This is a genomic window from Marinobacter adhaerens HP15 (genome assembly GCF_000166295.1).
In the GTDB taxonomy this organism is placed as follows: domain Bacteria; phylum Pseudomonadota; class Gammaproteobacteria; order Pseudomonadales; family Oleiphilaceae; genus Marinobacter; species Marinobacter adhaerens.
Genome location: NC_017506.1, coordinates 464,907 through 482,584 on the forward strand (window position 1 = coordinate 464,907; position 17,678 = coordinate 482,584).

The 17,678-nt window shown below is 57.2% G+C and carries 13 protein-coding genes and 1 pseudogene; 7 read left to right on the forward strand and 7 right to left on the reverse strand.

The features are described from left to right. The first annotated feature begins 46 nt into the window (after window positions 1-46). Together gcvH and HP15_RS02305 are read left to right on the forward strand one after the other, a co-directional pair. Complete coding sequence (gene gcvH / locus HP15_RS02300; RefSeq protein ID WP_008170823.1) at window positions 47-439, forward strand: glycine cleavage system protein GcvH; 393 nt, start codon at window positions 47-49, stop codon at window positions 437-439. Window positions 440-632: 193 nt separating this feature from the next. Next, window positions 633-1,829 (forward strand): class I SAM-dependent rRNA methyltransferase, encoded by a 1,197-nt coding sequence (locus HP15_RS02305; RefSeq protein ID WP_008170821.1) that lies wholly within the window; start codon window positions 633-635, stop codon window positions 1,827-1,829. A gap of 8 nt (window positions 1,830-1,837) precedes the next feature. On the opposite strand, the gene HP15_RS02310 is transcribed toward HP15_RS02305, so the two are convergent. After that, window positions 1,838-2,494, reverse strand: coding sequence for a histidinol-phosphatase (locus tag HP15_RS02310; protein ID WP_014576017.1), 657 nt, complete (start codon window positions 2,492-2,494; stop codon window positions 1,838-1,840). A gap of 173 nt (window positions 2,495-2,667) precedes the next feature. Here HP15_RS02310 and HP15_RS02315 point away from each other — a divergent pair, with 173 nt between their 5' ends. The 3 genes from HP15_RS02315 to HP15_RS02325 all read left to right on the forward strand — a co-directional run bounded on the left by HP15_RS02315 (window position 2,668) and on the right by HP15_RS02325 (window position 6,884). Next, window positions 2,668-3,198 (forward strand): RNA pyrophosphohydrolase, encoded by a 531-nt coding sequence (locus tag HP15_RS02315; RefSeq protein ID WP_041644941.1) that lies wholly within the window; start codon window positions 2,668-2,670, stop codon window positions 3,196-3,198. Window positions 3,199-3,213: 15 nt separating this feature from the next. Continuing rightward, a complete protein-coding gene (ptsP, locus tag HP15_RS02320; protein ID WP_014576019.1) occupies window positions 3,214-5,520 on the forward strand; it encodes a phosphoenolpyruvate--protein phosphotransferase in 2,307 nt (768 codons plus the stop codon). A 122-nt stretch (window positions 5,521-5,642) separates the two neighbouring features. Next, complete coding sequence (locus HP15_RS02325; RefSeq protein WP_008170814.1) at window positions 5,643-6,884, forward strand: patatin-like phospholipase family protein; 1,242 nt, start codon at window positions 5,643-5,645, stop codon at window positions 6,882-6,884. Between the two features lie 55 nt (window positions 6,885-6,939). Here the strand turns inward: HP15_RS02325 and hslU are convergent, their stop codons facing one another. The 6 genes from hslU to HP15_RS02355 form a co-directional block, all read right to left on the reverse strand. Beyond that, on the reverse strand, window positions 6,940-8,268 hold the full coding sequence (gene hslU, locus HP15_RS02330; RefSeq protein ID WP_014576020.1) for an HslU--HslV peptidase ATPase subunit: 1,329 nt from the start codon (window positions 8,266-8,268) through the stop codon (window positions 6,940-6,942). A 12-nt stretch (window positions 8,269-8,280) separates the two neighbouring features. Beyond that, window positions 8,281-8,811, reverse strand: coding sequence for an ATP-dependent protease subunit HslV (gene hslV / locus HP15_RS02335; protein ID WP_008170810.1), 531 nt, complete (start codon window positions 8,809-8,811; stop codon window positions 8,281-8,283). A 90-nt stretch (window positions 8,812-8,901) separates the two neighbouring features. Then, a complete protein-coding gene (locus tag HP15_RS02340; protein WP_014576021.1) occupies window positions 8,902-9,534 on the reverse strand; it encodes an SPOR domain-containing protein in 633 nt (210 codons plus the stop codon). A gap of 5 nt (window positions 9,535-9,539) precedes the next feature. Continuing rightward, window positions 9,540-11,225, reverse strand: coding sequence for an arginine--tRNA ligase (argS, locus tag HP15_RS02345; RefSeq protein WP_014576022.1), 1,686 nt, complete (start codon window positions 11,223-11,225; stop codon window positions 9,540-9,542). A 154-nt stretch (window positions 11,226-11,379) separates the two neighbouring features. Further along, window positions 11,380-13,242, reverse strand: a complete 1,863-nt coding sequence (locus HP15_RS02350) for an Ig-like domain-containing protein (protein ID WP_014576023.1) — start codon at window positions 13,240-13,242, stop codon at window positions 11,380-11,382. 235 nt (window positions 13,243-13,477) lie between these two features. After that, window positions 13,478-15,652, reverse strand: a complete 2,175-nt coding sequence (locus HP15_RS02355) for a primosomal protein N' (RefSeq protein ID WP_014576024.1) — start codon at window positions 15,650-15,652, stop codon at window positions 13,478-13,480. Window positions 15,653-15,915: 263 nt separating this feature from the next. On the opposite strand from HP15_RS02355, the gene rpmE reads away from it, so the two are divergent. Continuing rightward, complete coding sequence (gene rpmE, locus HP15_RS02360; RefSeq protein ID WP_008170804.1) at window positions 15,916-16,137, forward strand: 50S ribosomal protein L31; 222 nt, start codon at window positions 15,916-15,918, stop codon at window positions 16,135-16,137. Between the two features lie 251 nt (window positions 16,138-16,388). Then, window positions 16,389-17,653 (forward strand): annotated as a pseudogene (locus tag HP15_RS02365) (malic enzyme-like NAD(P)-binding protein). Window positions 17,654-17,678 lie beyond the last annotated feature (25 nt).

The window sequence follows — 17,678 nt, forward strand, 5'->3', positions numbered from 1 at the left end:
CCTCTTCAGTTAAACTGCGCAAAAAATTCGTTCAGGAAACCAGACTATGAGTGAGATACCCGCAGACCTGAAATACATTGAGACCCATCAATGGGTTCGCGTGTCAGACGATGGCACGGCGACTGTCGGTATTACGGATTTTGCCCAGGAGCAACTGGGTGATGTGGTATACATCGGTGTTCCGGATGTGGGCGCAACGGTTAACGGAGGAGAGGAAGCCGGGGTCGCTGAGTCTGTGAAGTCGGCTTCGGATGTGTTCAGCCCGGTGACCGGTGAGGTTATCGAGGTGAATGAGAGCCTCGAGGACGAGCCGGAGAAGGTCAACGAAGATCCCTACGGTGACGGCTGGCTTTACAAGGTGCGTCTCGAGGATGCTGGTGAGCTGGATGGCCTGATGGATTCTACAGCTTATGCGGAGCATGTGGCGGCCGAGGAATAACACTTCCGCTTGGGAGGCTGGCCTGACGGGGCGGGCCTTCCAAAACACGCTGTGAATACGTCCCTGTACGCTTGGCTCCGCGATCCCTGGCTCCGCACAGTTTTGGAAGGCCCGCCCCGTCAGCCCGTCATACATCGGTATCAGTTTCAACTCATCTTGTATAATCCCTGTCTTTCCTTTCCAGGTGGTCTTTATGAATTTTCCGGTTCTGTATCTTCGAAAAGGCGCAGAGCGCCGTCTCCGTGCTGGCCATCTATGGGTTTACAGCAATGAGGTGGACACCCGCCGCAGTCCGCTGACGGAATTCGAGGCCGGTGTTCAGGCGGAGCTTCGGGCGTCGAACGACAAGCCTCTGGGTACAGTGTTCGTTAATCCCCATGCGCTGATTTGTGGTCGGCTGATCAGTCGGGATCCGGGCCACGGCATGACGCCCCAGCGGTTGACCCAGCGGATGGAGGCTGCGCTTGCGCTCAGAGAACGGCTTTTCGACAAGCCGTTTTACCGTTGGGTGTTTGGCGACAGTGACGGGCTTTCGGGGCTGGTGATTGACCGGTTTGATTCCACGGTGGTGGTGCAGATTTCCACGGCCGGTATGGAAGCGATGAAGGAGGCAGTTGTTCGGGCAGTCCAGCGGCTGGTGCACCCTGAGGCGATCATTCTCAAGAACGATGGCAAGATGCGCAAGGTGGAGGGGCTGGATACCTACGTGGAGCAGGCCCATGGCGCTGCGGTGAGTCTGCTGGAGGTGGAGGAGAACGGTGTCCGGTTCGAGGTGCCGTTGGAAGGCGGCCAGAAGACGGGCTGGTTTTACGATCATCGGATGAACCGTGCCCGTTTGCAGGCCTATGCGCCGGGCAAGCGGGTGCTGGATGTGTTCAGTTATGTCGGTGGCTGGGGCATTCAGGCCGCTTGTGCCGGGGCCACCCAAGTGACCTGTGTCGACAGTTCGGCCGGTGCCATTGATTCGGTTCACCACAACGCCAGGCTCAATGGCCTCGACAATGTGGAAACCATTGAGGGGGATGCCTTCGAGGCCCTGAAGGCGCTGGCGGATGAGAAGGAGAAGTTTGATGTGGTGGTTCTCGATCCGCCGGCACTGATTCCCCGGCGCAGGGACCAGAAGGCGGGTGAAGAGGCCTATGCCCGGCTGAACCAGCTCGGTCTGCGGTTGCTGGAGCGCGATGGGATACTGGTTTCCGCGTCCTGTTCGATGCATCTCTCGCAGGAGAAGCTGGTGGACATCATTCGAGGCAGCGGCCGCAAGATCGACCGCTTTGTCCAGTTGCTCGAGCAGGGGCATCAGGCTCCGGATCACCCGGTGATTCCGGGCATCCCCGAGACCGATTACATCAAATCCTGCTTTGTTCGTTCACTGACGGGGTTCTTTTAAACCTGCCATTAACCCCGAAGTGACATGACTTTCCAGCCGTTGTCCCGGGCATATTGCGCCAGGGTCGGGTCCGGGTCTACGGCTACCGGGTTGTCCACTTTTTTCAGCAGCGGCAAGTCATTGTGGGAGTCGCTGTAGAACCAGGCCCCCTCGAGTGTCCTGTTATGGGCACTCAGCCAGTCATCCAGTCGCGTGACCTTGCCATCCTGAAAGCTCGGAGTGCCGGCCACTTCGCCTGTATAACGGCCGTTGACAAGCTCGGGCTCGGTGGCGATCAGATGTTCGATGCCGAGGGCCTCGGCAATGGGTTCAGTCACAAAACGGTTGGTGGCGGTGATGATCATCAGGGTGTGACCCTGCTCCCGGTGGCTGTCCAGCAGCGTATTAGCAGTGGCCTGCATCATGGGGCGTACTTTTTTCTCCATAAAGGCTTCCCGCCACGCCAGTAGCTCTTCCATGTTGTGACTGGCCAAAGGCTGAAGGGCAAACCCCAGGTAGTGCAGAATATCCAGCTCGCCGTTCAGGTATTCCTGATAGAAGCGGTCGTTGGCAAGGCGGTATTCCTCGGCATCGACAATGCCTTCCTCCACCAGAAATTCGCCCCAGGCGTGGTCGCTGTCTCCGGCTAAAAGGGTGTTGTCGAGATCAAAAATTGCGAGCGTCAAGCGGCTACCTCCGGTGATCACAGGGCTTGCAGTAAAACGCCAAGTCTATCATGACCTGTCCCCAACGGCTCCGTTTGCCGAACCCTTGGGATTCTGTAAGAATGAGAGCAACTTGGACAAATCCGACCGGTGAATTTTTGTACCGGTCAACCGACTTTTGAGAGGACTGTGCCGTGATCGATTCAGACGGTTTCAGACCCAACGTCGGAATCATTCTGGCCAATCACAGAGGAGAAGTTCTCTGGGCAAGGCGAATAGGGCAGGACTCCTGGCAGTTTCCCCAGGGTGGCATCAAACATGATGAATCCCCCGAGGATGCGCTGTACCGGGAGCTTGGAGAGGAAATCGGCCTCTGTGCAAACGATGTGGAAATCATCAGCTGCACGCGAGGCTGGCTGAGGTATCGACTCCCGAGGAGGATGGTACGCCAAAACTCCCACCCCGTTTGTGTGGGCCAAAAACAGAAATGGTTCCTGCTGAGGATGTTATCGCCGGACGCGCAGGTTTGCGTGGACGGTACGGATTCACCGGAGTTCGACGGCTGGCAGTGGGTAAGCTACTGGTATCCGTTGGGGCAGGTGGTTTCATTCAAGCGAGAAGTGTATCGACGCGCGCTGAGAGAGCTTGCGCCGCGACTGTTCTACAACATGGAGCAGTGGCATAGGGCGGAGCAGAACCGGCGTTTACAGGAACACCAGAAATGACGGACTGACACCGCCATGCTGAGCATTCTGCGAAGTCTAGTACAAGAGGTAAACAGCGCCCGCGATCTGCAGGAGGCGCTGGATATCATTGTATCGCGGGTGCAGAAAGCCATGGGAACCGAGGTCTGTTCCGTCTACCTGCTTGACCCTGCCACCAACCGCTACATTTTGATGGCCACCGAAGGCCTTTACCGCAAGGCGGTTGGCCAGGTGAGCCTGGCCTATTCAGAGGGGCTTGTCGGCCTGGTGGGCTCTCGTGAGGAGCCTATCAACCTGGAGGATGCTCCCTCCCATCCGCGCTATCGTTACTTCCCCGAGACCGGTGAGGAGCGCTTCCGCTCGTTCCTGGGTGTTCCGATCATTCACCATCGCCGGGTGTTGGGTGTGCTCGTTGTCCAGCAGAGGGAGAGTTCCCGGTGCTTTGATGAGGGCGAAGAGGCATTCCTGGTAACCGTTTCCGCTCAGCTGGCGGGGGTCATAGCCCATAGTGAAGCCACCGGCGCCATCAGTGGCCTGTCCCTGACCGGTGAGGAGGCACACGATGTCAGTTTCAACGGCGTGCCGGGTGCTCCAGGTGTTGCCATCGGCAATGGCGTTGTCGTTTATCCATCCGCTGATCTTGATGTAGTTCCGGAAAAGCCGACTGACGATATTGATCAGGAGCTGGCCCTGTTCGGAGCGTCGGTTAAGGCGGTAAGGGAAGATATTGAGCGGGTTGCCAAGCGGTTGGCTTCGCAGCTGCGTCCTGAAGAGCAGGCCCTGTTCGATGTTTATCTGAGAATGCTGGGCGATGATGCCATGCCGGGTGAGGTGTCGAACAAGATCAGGGAAGGGATCTGGGCCCAGGGCGCTCTCAAGCAGGTGGTCCAGCAGTACATCCGTCATTTCGAGATGATGGACGATCACTACCTGCAGGAACGCGCTGTTGATATCCGGGACCTGGGCCGCCGTCTGCTGTCTCATCTGCAGGAAGGTGAGCAGAAGCACCTGAACTACCCCGAGCGCACGGTCCTGGTCAGCGAAGAGCTGACACCGGCCATGCTTGGCGAGGTCCCCAAGGGGCAGCTGGTGGGTCTGGTGTCGGTCAAAGGCTCCAGTAACTCTCATGTCGCCATCCTGGCACGTGCCATGGGCGTGCCCACGGTTATGGGACTTGTCGACATTCCGGTGAACCAGCTTGACGGCAAGGAGCTGATCGTAGACGGCTTTGAGGGCCAGATTTTTGCTTCGCCATCGGCAGACCTCCGCTCCTACTACCAGGCGATCTGCGACGAAGAAGACGAACTTATTCGCGGGCTTGAAGTTCTCAAGGACAAGCCCTGTGAAACCACCGATCACCATCGGGTCTCATTGCTGGTGAACACCGGGTTGATGACCGATGTGGTGCGCTCGCTCTCGCATGGTGCCGAGGGTATCGGTCTCTACCGGACCGAAGTGCCCTTCATGATCAAGGACCGCTTCCCCTCCGAGCAGGAGCAGCGAGAGTATTACCGGGAGCAGCTCGAAGCCTTTGCGCCGAGCCCCGTTACCATGCGTACGCTGGATATTGGCGGCGACAAGGCGCTGACCTATTTTCCGATCCAGGAGGAAAACCCGTTCCTGGGCTGGCGGGGTATCCGGGTTACCCTCGACCACCCGGAGATCTTCCTGGTTCAGGTTCGGGCCATGCTCAAGGCCAGCGAGGGATTGAACAACCTCCAGATCATGCTGCCGATGATCTCCAACATCTCGGAGGTGGAGGAGTCCCTGCACCTGATTTACCGGGTGTACCACGAGGTTCGGGAAGAGGGTTACGACATTCACATGCCCAAGGTGGGGGTGATGGTCGAAATCCCCGCTGCCGTTTACCAGATCCGGGAACTGGCGGACAGGGTGGACTTCCTCTCTGTTGGTTCCAACGACCTGACCCAGTATCTGCTGGCGGTGGATCGTAACAATCCCCGGGTTGCCCAGCTCTATCACTCGTATCACCCGGCGGTACTCCAGGCGCTGGTGCGAATCGCCCAGGACGCTCACTCGGTGGGCAAGCCCGTTGGCATCTGCGGTGAACTGGCGGGTGATCCCGGCGGTGCGCTGCTGTTGATGGCCATGGGTTACGATTCCCTGTCCATGAACGCCGCCAGCTTGCCCAAGGTCAAATCGGTGATTCGCAGTGTCAGCCGTGAGTGGGCCATTCAGCTATTGGAGGATGTGTTGTTGCTGGACTCGCCTCACGTGATCAAGAGCTGTGTCGACCTGGCGTTGCGTAATGCCGGCTTCGGCCGTTACCTGCGCCCAGGCAAGTCAACGGCCATGGCTGTTTCAGAGGCTGCCGTTTCCTGATCGCAGGTGCGGGTTTGGGCAATATAGGGTGCGCACTCTAAATACGGTTGTTATCTTGAGAATGGAATTATCCGGCGGTCTGCCTGACGGACCCGCATTCTTAATCCGGAAAAGGGAAGGCTATGAGCTCGCCAATTGACCATAAACCCGCTCCCCGCATCGGGCTTGCCCTTGGTGGCGGTGGTCCTCTGGGCGGCATTTATGAAATAGGAGCGCTCCGGGCGCTGGATGAGGCGCTTGATGGTCTCGATTTCAACAACATCGATGTCTATGTTGGTGTTAATGGCGGCTCTTTTGTGGCGGCGAATCTCGCTAACCAGATGACCACGGCGCAACTTTGCCGGATTTTCGTGCGCAACGAGGCGGAAGTACACCCGTTCCATCCGGAGGTATTCTATCGCCCGGCTTTCCGGGAGATTGGCAGTCGATTGCTGGCAATTCCCGGCCTGGTTTCCACGGCGGTAAGCCGCTTCGTCAACAACCCTTACGATCAGAGCCTGCTGGAAGCCATGACCATCCTGGCCCAGGCAGCGCCGGCCGGGCTGTTTGATAACGAAGGCCTGCATGAGTATCTCAAACGGGCCTTCACCATGCTCGGGCGCACCAATGATTTCCGTCAGCTCAAGCGCAGCCTCTACATCGTGGCTGCCGATGTTGAGAGTACCGAAGCGGTCTGTTTTGGCGCTCCCGGTTTTGACCATGTGCCCATTTCCAAGGCTATTCAGGCCAGCACTGCCTCACCGGGGTTGTATGTGCCAGTGGAAATCGATGGGCGGTATTATGTGGACGGTACGCTGCGCAAGGGTTTACACGCTTCCGTGGCTTTTGAGGATGGTGCCGACCTGGTTTTCGCCGTGAATCCCCAGGTGCCGATTGATGCCAGTGCAGCGGTCCGGGCCGGCTCCATGAAGCCGGGCGAACTGACCCGCTCAGGTATGCCAAACGTTCTGTCACAGACCTTCAGGACCATGGTGTACTCAAGGATGCAGTCGGGCATTGCCCAGTATGCCCGGGATTATCCCGACAAGGATATTCTGCTGTTTGAACCCACCCGAGACGACGCCAAGCTGTTCTTCTCCAACGTATTCAGCTTCCAGTCCCGAAGAATGGTGTGTGAGCACGCCTATCAGATGACACGGCGGGATCTTTTGAGTCGCGCAGACCAGTTGGAGCCCAAGCTGGCGAAATATGGCATCAAGCTTCGCCGGGATCGCCTTGAAGACGAGCAGCGCACGATCAGTACCAGTCTTTACGGCGAAATGCTGCCACTGTATGTGGCCAAGGGCAGGAAGAAAAAAGCCGAGAAGGGCCGGTTGGCGGGTGGCTTGACTAACGTGTCGCACCTCTTTTCAAAGGCGCAATAATGTTCAGTAGGTGAGGGTGCAGATGACTGTGTCATCTGCACCGTCTCGCTCACGCCTACAGAATGTACCGGCTCAGATCCTCGTCTTCGGACAACTCTCCAAGCTTTTCATCCACGTATTCGGCGGTTACCTCGAAGCCATCGGTAACCTTGTCACCGGCATCGAAGGAAAGGGTTTCAAGCAACCGCTCAAGGACGGTGTGCAGTCGCCGGGCACCGATGTTTTCAGTGCTCTCGTTCACCTTCCAGGCAACCTCGGCGATACGCGCAATGGCATCCTCCCGGAAGGTCAGTTTCACACCTTCGGTCAGCATAAGCGCTTCGTATTGCTGTACCAGGGAGGCATCCGGTTCTGTCAGGATGCGCTTGAAATCTTCGGGTGTCAGTGCCTGAAGCTCAACGCGGATCGGCAAGCGGCCCTGCAGCTCCGGAATCAGGTCCGAGGGCTTGGACAGGTGGAACGCGCCGGAAGCGATGAACAGAATATGATCGGTGCGCACAGAACCGTATTTCGTACTCACGGTGCTGCCCTCGATTAACGGGAGCAGATCGCGCTGGACGCCTTCGCGGGAAACATCCGACGAAGTATTCTCGGATCGCTTGGCGACCTTGTCGATCTCATCCACGAACACGATGCCATTCTGCTCGACGGCCTGAATGGCTTTCTGTTTGATCTCTTCTTCGTTGACCAGCTTCGCAGCTTCTTCTTCCTTGGCCCGCTTGAGGGCGTCCGAAACCTTCATCTTCCGTGTTTTGCGCTTGTCGGAAGACAGGTTGGAGAACATGCTCTGCAGCTGATTAGTCATCTCCTCCATGCCCGGAGGCGCCATAATTTCGACTCCGGCGCTGGAATTGCGCAGGTCGATCTCGATTTCCTTGTCATCCAGTTCGCCCTCCCGGAGTTTTTTCCGGAACAGCTGGCGAGTGGATGAGTCGGAACTGCGTTGCCTGTCCTCACCGAAATCCCGGGGCGGCGGGATCAGTGCATCCAGGATGCGCTCTTCCGCCGCGTCCAGTGCCCGTTCTTCGTGACGCTTCATTTCTGCTTCGCGGAGCATCTTGACGGCCATATCCGCCAGATCACGAATGATGGATTCCACGTCGCGGCCGACGTAGCCGACTTCGGTGAATTTGGTGGCCTCCACTTTCAGAAACGGGGCATCGGCCAATTTTGCGAGGCGCCGGGCAATCTCGGTTTTACCCACACCCGTGGGACCGATCATCAGGATGTTCTTGGGAGTGATCTCATCGCGCAGGCTGCTGTCCAGCTGCATCCGGCGCCAGCGATTTCTCAGGGCGATAGCCACCGCCCGCTTGGCTTCTTCCTGGCCCACGATGTGTTTGTTGAGCTCGTGGACAATCTCACGGGGAGTCATTGCAGACATGGTCGCTCCGGATCAGTCGTTTTTGGAGAGCACTTCAAGGGTGCGATTGTGGTTGGTGTAGATACAAATATCGGCGGCGATATCCAGACCTTTCTCGACTATCTCGTGGGCGGACAGGTCTGTGTTTTCCAGCAAGGCCCGGGCTGAAGCCTGGGCAAAGGGCCCGCCAGACCCGATGGCAATCAGGCCCTGTTCCGGCTCTATCACATCCCCGTTGCCGGTGATGATCAGCGAGGCGGTTTTGTCCGCTACAGCCAGCAAGGCCTCGAGCCGGCGCAGCGCACGGTCAGTTCGCCAGTCTTTCGCCAATTCCACCGCAGCCCTGGTGAGGTTGCCCTGGTGTTTTTCAAGCTGGGCTTCGAATCGCTCGAACAGGGTGAAGGCATCAGCGGTACCGCCCGCGAAGCCGGCGATCACCTGGCCATTGTAGAGGCGGCGAACCTTCCGGGCGTTGCCTTTCATTACGGTGTTGCCGAGGGAAACCTGGCCGTCGCCACCCATGGCAACTTCGTCATCGCGCCTGACGGAAAGAATGGTAGTCATTTGGGCTCCAATTGCCTGATTGAAATTGGTATCCCGTTGTTATGGAGGCTCCTGGTGCGAATTCAAGGTGTTCGCACCAGGCCCGAAAGATCAGCCTTCCTTGGGGATCTTCCGGACCAGTGGCTGGATATTCAGGGAAACCAGTTTGTCGATAGCGGAATTCATCTGGCTTCTGGATGTGAAAGGGCCAACGTTGACACGGTACCAGACGGAGCCGTTGTCCAGATCAATCCTCTGGGTGCTTGCCCGCAAACCCTGGAAAGCGATCTGGGCGCGCTGTCGTTCCGCGTCTTCCTTGCTGCGGAAGGAGCCGGACTGAAGCAGATAATTGAAATCCGTTTGCGTTGGTCCGGGCGTGTATTCTTCGACTTTGGGCGGTACCACCTCGGATTCCGGCAGCATCTCGTAGAAGCGGAACCCGGGCTTGTCTTCTTCCTTGGCTGTTTCAGCAGGCGTCTTAGAAGATTTCTGGGCCGGCTTCTCACTGACCGCCTGCGAACCCGGGTTTGCAGGCAGGGAGTTCAGATAAAAGATAAACCCGATGAAGCCGCCCACGGCCGCCAGGGACAGAATCCACTTGAGTGACAAACTGCCGTGCTGGGCACGGGCACTGGCCTTGGGTTTTGGGCGGGCCGCTTTTGGCTTTGTCTGCCTCGCCGGTTTCGTGCGCGACGTGGCCGACGTTTTGGCGGGCCTGTCCTTGCGGGCGTAATCTCGGGACATTCGTGTTACATCTCTTCCGGTGCGCTGACGCCCAACAGGTCCAGACCGTTGGCAATAACCTGCCGAATGGCAAGGTAGAGGCTGACCCTGGCATCACGAACGGCGGTATCTTCAATCAATACCTTGTGGGCGTTGTAATACGTATGGAACTGGCCCGCCAGGTCCCGCAGATAGTGCGTGAGATGGTGCGGCTCACGTTGCGCGGCGGAATTGGCAATGAGCTCCGGATACTTGGCCAGCTGGTTGGCCAGGTCCTTTTCCTCGTCAAGCGTCAGCAGTGAGAGGTCGCCAATACATTCGTTGCGACTGCGCTCTACACCTTCCTCGGCCAGTTTTCGAAGCACGCTGCAGATGCGCGCGTGGGCATACTGAACGTAATAGACCGGGTTTTCATTGGTCTGGGAGCGAGCCAGATCGATATCGAAGGTCAATTGTGAATCGACGCGGCGCGCGGCCAGGAAGAATCGGGTGGCATCGCGGCCCACTTCATCAATCAGGTCCCGGACTGTTACATAGCTGCCCGCGCGTTTGGAGATTTTTACCTCCTGGCCGGAGCGGGTCACCATCACCATCTGGTGCAGCACGTAATCAGGCCAGCCTTGAGGAATGCCGGCATTCAGTGCCTGCAAGCCGGCGCGGACGCGGGTAACGGTTGAGTGATGATCGGCACCCTGTTCGTTAATCACGGTGGTGAAGCCCCGTTGCCACTTGTCCAGATGATAGGCGACATCCGGCAGGAAGTAGGTGTAACCACCATCCTTCTTGCGCATGACCCGGTCCTTGTCATCGCCGAACTCGGTGGTCTTCAGCCACATGGCGCCATCCTGCTCGTAGGTGTAGCCATTTTCCTGCAGGCGCTTGACCGTCGCTTCGACCTTGCCGTCTTCGTACAGGGAGGATTCCAGGAAATAGACATCGAACTGAACCCCGAAGGCTTTCAGGTCCAGATCCTGCTCCCGCCGCAGGTAGGCGACGGCGAATTCGCGGATGGCATCGCGGTCCTCCGGATCCGCCTTGGCGGTCACTTCCCGATCGTCTGCAGTAACGGTGTCGCCGGCAAGGTAGGCCTTGGCAACATCAACAATGTAATCGCCCCGGTAGCCGTCCGCCGGCCAGCTCTCGTCGTCCGGCGTAAGACCTTTCACCCGCGACTGGACTGAGAGCGCCAGGTTATCAATCTGCGCCCCGGCGTCGTTGTAGTAGAACTCCCGGGTTACATCGTAACCGTTGGCTTCCAGCAGCCGGCAAAGGCAGTCGCCGATTGCCGCGCCCCGGCCGTGCCCAACGTGGAGGGGGCCTGTGGGGTTGGCCGAGACAAACTCCACCTGAACTTTTTCGCCCTGGCCCTGATTGTTGCGACCGAAACGATCGCCTTCATCCAGTATGGTATTGACCACTTCAAAGGCACTCGCAGTGCTCATAAAGAAGTTGATAAAACCGGGCCCGGCAATCTCCACCTTCTCCACCGCACTGCTCTCAGGCAGGTTCTCGACCAGCGCCTCCGCCAGTTTGCGGGGCGCGCAGCCAGCCGCTTTCGAGGCAACCAGGGCAATGTTGCAGGCATAATCGCCGTGGGACTTGTCCTTGGTATTGCCCACCTGTGGAGTGAAGGACTGGTCCGCAGGCAGCGTGCCATCGGCTTGGAGTGCTGCCAGTGCAGACTGGAGCAGATCGGAAACGGTCTCTTTCATGCTGTCAGATGACTCGGTTTACAGGAGAATTGGATTCGGGGCAGGAGGCCCATTGAAAACAGAAGGCGGGTATTATCGCGGAAAGGGGACCTATTCTCAAACTAAAGAGCCCGAGGATTCCTGTCCCCGGGCTCTTTGTTTTCGGAGTTTGCTATTAGTTCGGATCGGAGCAAATGGCTGCTGATCCATATTTGCTCTCTATTCCTCCTGGAGGCGAGGCTTCGATGTTGTTCAGGTCCGAAGCAGAGCAGGATAGCGTAAACTCTGCGGTTCCCTGGCTCTCAGAGCCTGCGACTTCAACGGTGGCCGTCAGGCGGAAATCAGCCCAGGAGCAGTTGCTCTGTGGATAAAGTAGAGAGAAATCCGCAGAACCATCTGCTGCCGTCGTCAGGGTAGCTGGCGAGAAGGTCGCATCGTTAGACGGATCCAGTTTGCCGTTGTTATTCAAGTCTTCGCCAGGATCAAGGATACCGTTACCATTGTTGATGTCCTCGGCATCACAAGTAGCCGAGCGGTTTGGAACCCATTGGTCTGGCTCGCCATCACCATCAATGTCGGTGGCGACATATACGCCTTTGCCGTAGGAGATAGGCAGGAGCTTCAGCTCAACGTTAGCCCCACTTACCGGTGCGCCTGTAACGTCAGTCACGAAAGCAACCCACTCCCGGTCATAACGGACGCTATCCGGTTCAATGATCTCATTGCCTGTACCGAGGGTGATCCTCAACGCTTGGCCTCCAACAGTCATTGAGATTGTCGAAGATGGCTGTGTTCCCGCGCTGGTCTGAGCCTGAATGACGACTCCGTCATTGCCTGTGCCGCTATTGCCAGCACGATAGGTGACTGTCGCACGACCCAGGGAGTCAGTGGTTGCCTGTGACTCAAGCAGTTGGCCATTGCTTTCATCGGTAACGATGCTGAAGACCACGGGCTGGCCCTTTACCAAGTTGCCCTGGGCGTCCCGCAACACTGCTGTGACCTCAGTTTCCTGTTGTGGGTTCAGTTGAGTGTCGTTTGCCTGAATAATAAGGCTGGTCGGGTTGGTCGCAACAAACTCGATCTGTCGGGTCGCAGTCAGTCCGTCAGTAGTCGTGGCGGAAATGATAGACGGTCCGGCAGTTGAAGAGCTGATATCAACAGAGGCTTCGCCATTGGCGGTCGAAACCTGTGTGGCGCTTAGCGTACCACGGGTCGCGGAGAAGGTAATGGTCTCGCCGTTGACGGGGGCGCCGCCAGATGTCAGCACGACAGTCACTGTTTCAGATGTGTTCAGGTTAACTGTTTCGATCTGAGTTGGATCCGGGTCGTTGAAAAGGAAGCTATCCTGGTCAACCTGAACATCGATAGAGGCTTGCACGGTGCTGCTGCCGCTGTAGGCGGACACGGTAATCGTATCGGTACCGCCAGTGTTGGCTGTGAAACCCAATGATACTGTCCCGGTAGCGCTTGTAGTCTGAGAGGCGCTGGTCAAGGTGTTCGAGCCGCTGCTGGAGACGCTGATGGCCTCACCGCTTATGCCGTTGCCGTTCGAATCGGTCAGGCGAACTGTATAACTCGCATTGGCCCCGATTGAGACGGCTGTAGGCCCGGAAATGGATATGCCTGTGCCAGTCGCCTGAACAGATACAGTGTCAGTTTGACCGCCTGCTGTGGCTGTGACGGAGATAGTCCGGTTCTGGGGGTTGCTGGAGTTAGTTAGTATTGCCTGGGCATTGCCATTGGGGTCGGTCACCGCGTTGACCACCTGAAGTGCAGCGCCGCTGGTGCTAAATGTGACTGGAACTTCAGGGAGCAGAACGCCGTTACTATCCTGAACAGTGGCAGTAAGCGTGACCTGTGAGTTCGCTGCAGTGCCAATCTGAGGCGAGTCGGAAAGTAGGTTGATAGAGCCGGCAGTAACCTGTCCTCCGTCATCATCTCCGCCGCCACCGGTATTGTTACCGGGTCCCGCAAGGGGTGAGGAACCGCTGTCGCCGCCACAGGCAACGAGCAAAAGAGACAGAAGGCTGGCTGCCATGGTTAAGCCAAATTTCCCCGACATTGTTATCTCCACTTTCCGTAAGTGTCGTTTATCTTGGTCTCGCCCAGTCCCTTAGAGTTCAGGGAGCCTGATAAGACAAAATGCTAGTTCGCTGAAATCATAGCACATCGAAATTTATGATCGCTCAAGGTTACGCCATTTTGTGAAAAACTTTGTAACGTTTTTATGTTCGTGGCAGTAGCTCACATTTCTTGCGACGGATTTGCCTTTTTTACCCGGTCTCCTGCGGATCAACATCAATCATCCATTTGACCCCGGCAGGCAGCTTTCTCTGGTCCAGTTCCTGACAGATTCCGGTCAGCAGGCTGTTCAGCTTTTTCCGGTTGCGGGCGTTGAGGATCAGTTGCGCACGGTGCTTGTCAGCGCGCCGGGCGATCATGGCTGGCAACGGTCCCCAGGTTTCAATGCCTGTGGTATTCGCGAGGGGCTTAATTGTATCCAGCACTTGTAAGCTTTTCTCCATGGTGTCGCCTTCTGTCCTGAAAATAGCCATGGCGCGGAATGGCGGAAATTGGCCTTCTTCCCGCTCTTTCAGGAGTTGGTCGGCTATGTCGAGGTAGTGGCCTTCGCACAGTGTCTTTAACAACGGGTGGTCGCTGTGGCAGGTTTGTACAAGCACTTTGCCGGGCTTTGTGCCCCGTCCGGCGCGGCCACTGACCTGCAGAAGGGTCTGTATGAGTTGCTCGGGGGCGCGAAAGTCCACGCTGAACAGCCCCCCATCCGCGTTTACCACCACCACGAGTGTGACGTTCGGGAAGTCGTGTCCTTTCGCCAGCATCTGGGTGCCCACAAGCACGCATGGTTTGCCGGTGTTTACCTGGTTCAGGATGCCCTGGATGCTGCCTTTCCGCTGCGTGCTGTCGCGATCCACTCGCACCACCGGTGTATCCGGGAAAGCCGTTGCAAGAATGTCCTCCGTTCTCTCGGTGCCCTGCCCAACCGGTTTGAAGGCCTCACTCTTGCACTTTGGGCACTGCTCGGTGGCCGCCGTCTGGTAGTCGCAGTGGTGACATCTCATCGCCCGGTCCCGGCGGTGGTAGGTCAGCCGAGTGTCACAGCGCGGGCATTCAACCATGTGGCCGCAGTCAAAGCACATCATGACCGGGGCAAACCCTCGCCGATTGACGAAAACCAGCGCCTGCTCCCCTTTTGCCAGAATTTGTTCGATGGCGTTCAAGGCAGGACGGGAGAGGCCGCCCTCCAATGGGCGACTCCGGATATCCAGCAAACTGATGACCGGGGGCGCAGCATTGCCGGCGCGCTCTTCAAGCTTCACCAGATGGTATTTGGCCTGCTTCGCATTATGAACGGATTCCAGCGACGGAGTGGCGGATCCCAGAATGACGGGACACTTGTTCAGGTGCGCGCGGTAGACGGCCAGGTCCCGGCCGGAGTACCGAAAACCTTCACCCTGCTTGTAAGAGCTGTCGTGCTCTTCATCGACAATGATGGTTCGCAGGTTGGTGAACGGAAGCAAAGCAGCCGATCGCGTACCTACAAGGATAACGGGCTCGCCGTTTCGCACTTTCAGCCATGTCGTCAGACGTTCACTGTCGTTCAGCGCTGAGTGCCATACGACAATCCGTGCGCCAAAATAGTGCTGGAATCGGGCGACCGTTTGGGGCGTCAGATTGATCTCCGGAACCAGTACCAGGGCCTGATCCTGATTTCCCAGGTGTTCTTTCAGGTAATGAAGGTAGATCTCGGTTTTTCCGCTACCGGTGATGCCGTAAAGAAGGAAGGCGGAAAACCCTTCGTCCGGGGTAGCCAGCTGCTCTGCGGCAGATGTCTGCGCCTCGGATAATCTGGGTCGGCGGGCTAGCAGCTCGGGGGCTTCATTGAAATCCGCCGGTCGGGCTGGTGAGACAACCTCGATCAGTTGCTTCTCCTGCAGTGCCTTGAGTTGCGCCCGGTTGAATCCCGCCCTCAGAATATCGGTTGTCGGGGTGCCGTTGGATCGCTGGTTCAGCCAATCCCAAAGGGCTTTCTGTTTATGCGCATTCGCGGGGATCGTCGAGCCGCTGTCGATTGCCCGCCACCACTGATCCTTTTTTTCCTCTGCAATGCGCCCTCGTCTGAGTGCTGGGGGCAGGGCAGTGAACAGGCATTCGCCGAGCGGATGCTGGTAATAGTCGCTTGCCCAACTGAGAAGCTTGAAGGTTTCCGCGGGCAACGCAGGCCAGTTTTCCATTGCCCCTGCCACAACCTTGAGAGTGATGCCGGGAGGAGGCTCAACGCCCACCTGAACAACAAGGCCTGTTGCTTGCTGCCGGCCAAAGGGTATTCGCACCCTCTGACCAGGCGTCAGTTCAAGGCCTTCCGGGATAATGTAATCGAAGAGTCGACGCAGGGGACGATTCAAGGCAATGCGTGCGATCAACGGCACTGAGTGCTCCACGGGATGACGGGTGTCACGGTTTTTCCTTATCCTGTCTAGTCGGCGGCCTGCCGCGAAATCCAAGGTGGGCGAGTTCGGAAGTCAGTGTGGTGCTTGCCTGCAGAACTAATTGCAAGTAAGATTCGCGGTCTGTTTCCGGCAGGGCATGATTGTGCCCCGTCTTCTCAATTGATTCAAACGTGCGGTGCCTGGCGCCTGGGCAGATTCGATGCCCCGTGATCAGGTAGCGGCATGACCTAACGAGGTTCGCCATGAAAGAAGGTATCCACCCGAAGTACGAAGAGATTACTGCAACCTGCTCTTGCGGTAATACATTCAAGACTCGTTCTACCTACACCCATGATCTGCAGCTGGATGTGTGCTCCCAGTGCCACCCATTCTACACCGGCAAGCAGAAAGTTATGGATACCGGTGGTCGTATCGACCGTTTCCAGAAGCGTTTCGGTGGTCGCATCGGCGCCAAGAAAGACTGATCGAGCTGGATCCGGGAAAAGCGCCTTCGGGCGCTTTTTTTGTGCCCGGTTGTCAGAGTGTACCTATAAGATACATACGCAATTAGCCCTATTGACTGTTCACAAAATGTTCATGAGGCACTTGTCGTTTCCGGGCTGGCGGGCCATAATGGCGCGCTCCGCCGAGTAGGGGCCTTCGATTCGGAGTTGATCCGAGGCTCTTTGGCTTCGGCGGTTCACTACCTTTAAACGTGACAAACGGAACAGTGGCAATGTCTCAAGATCTGAAAGAAGCAGCCCTTGAATATCACGCCAAGCCGCGGCCTGGTAAGCTGAGTGTCGAAATCACCAAGCCAACCAAGACCTCCCGCGACCTTTCCCTGGCGTATAGCCCCGGGGTTGCCGAACCGGTCCGCGAGATCGCAAAGGACCCTGAGAACGCGTACAAGTACACCGCCAAGGGCAACCTGGTGGCTGTCATCTCTGATGGTTCTGCGATTCTTGGTCTGGGTAACCTGGGTCCGCTGGCAAGCAAGCCGGTTATGGAAGGCAAGGGCGTACTGTTCAAGCGCTTTGCCGGAATTGATGTCTTCGATATTGAAGTCAATTCCGAGAGCCCGCAGGCGTTTATCGAAACAGTTGAGCGTATTGCAGATACCTTCGGTGGTATCAATCTGGAAGACATCAAAGCGCCCGAGTGCTTTGAAATTGAGCGCGCGCTGATCGAAAAGTGCAACGTGCCCATTTTCCACGATGACCAGCATGGTACTGCTATCGTAACTGCAGCCGGCATGATCAATGCCCTCGAGCTGCAGGGCAAAAGATTGAAGAGGCGAGGGTGGTCTGCCTGGGTGCCGGTGCTGCCGCTATTGCCTGCATGAAGATTCTGATCAGCTGCGGTATTCGTTCTGAGAACATCTTCATGCTCGACCGCAAGGGTGTGATCCACTCTGGTCGTGATGATTTGAACCAGTACAAGGCAATGTTCGCCAACGACACTGACAAGCGAACTCTGGACGACGCGATTGATGGCGCTGACGTATTCCTGGGGCTGTCCGGTCCGGATCTCCTGACCGCTGAACAGCTCAAGAAAATGGCTCCCAAGCCGATCGTTTTCGCCTGCTCCAACCCGGATCCGGAGATCAGCCCGGAAATTGCCCTGGCAACCCGCGATGATCTGATCATGGCCACCGGTCGCTCTGATTATCCGAACCAGGTTAACAATGTGTTGGGTTTCCCATTCATTTTCCGTGGAGCGCTGGACGTTCGTGCCACCGCGATCAACGAGGAAATGAAGGTGGCGGCCGTCAATGCAATCCGTGAGCTGGCCAAGGAGCCTGTGCCTCAGGAAATTTGCGAGGCTTACGGTGTGGAGAGTTTCGAGTTCGGGAAAGAGTACATCATTCCCAAGCCGATGGACGTCCGCTTGCTGGAAGTTGTGCCGGCCGCCGTTGCTCGCGCTGCCGTGGATTCCGGCGTTGCACGTAATCCATACCCTGCGCACTACCCGCTGAAGTCAATGGACGACATTATCTGATCTGTCATCCAGGGTATAAAAAAAA

What these genes read in the sequence shown, in the direction of transcription:
- HP15_RS02350 (WP_014576023.1), bottom strand. Translation starts at nt 13,242, where the DNA reads ATGGCAGCCAGCCTTCTGTCTCTTTTGCTCGTTGCCTGTGGCGGCGAC.
- rpmE (WP_008170804.1), top strand. Translation starts at nt 15,916, where the DNA reads ATGAAAGAAGGTATCCACCCGAAGTACGAAGAGATTACTGCAACCTGC.
- gcvH (WP_008170823.1), top strand. Translation starts at nt 47, where the DNA reads ATGAGTGAGATACCCGCAGACCTGAAATACATTGAGACCCATCAATGG.
- hslV (WP_008170810.1), bottom strand. Translation starts at nt 8,811, where the DNA reads ATGACTACCATTCTTTCCGTCAGGCGCGATGACGAAGTTGCCATGGGT.
- argS (WP_014576022.1), bottom strand. Translation starts at nt 11,225, where the DNA reads ATGAAAGAGACCGTTTCCGATCTGCTCCAGTCTGCACTGGCAGCACTC.
- ptsP (WP_014576019.1), top strand. Translation starts at nt 3,214, where the DNA reads ATGCTGAGCATTCTGCGAAGTCTAGTACAAGAGGTAAACAGCGCCCGC.
- HP15_RS02325 (WP_008170814.1), top strand. Translation starts at nt 5,643, where the DNA reads ATGAGCTCGCCAATTGACCATAAACCCGCTCCCCGCATCGGGCTTGCC.
- HP15_RS02340 (WP_014576021.1), bottom strand. Translation starts at nt 9,534, where the DNA reads ATGTCCCGAGATTACGCCCGCAAGGACAGGCCCGCCAAAACGTCGGCC.
- hslU (WP_014576020.1), bottom strand. Translation starts at nt 8,268, where the DNA reads ATGTCTGCAATGACTCCCCGTGAGATTGTCCACGAGCTCAACAAACAC.
- HP15_RS02305 (WP_008170821.1), top strand. Translation starts at nt 633, where the DNA reads ATGAATTTTCCGGTTCTGTATCTTCGAAAAGGCGCAGAGCGCCGTCTC.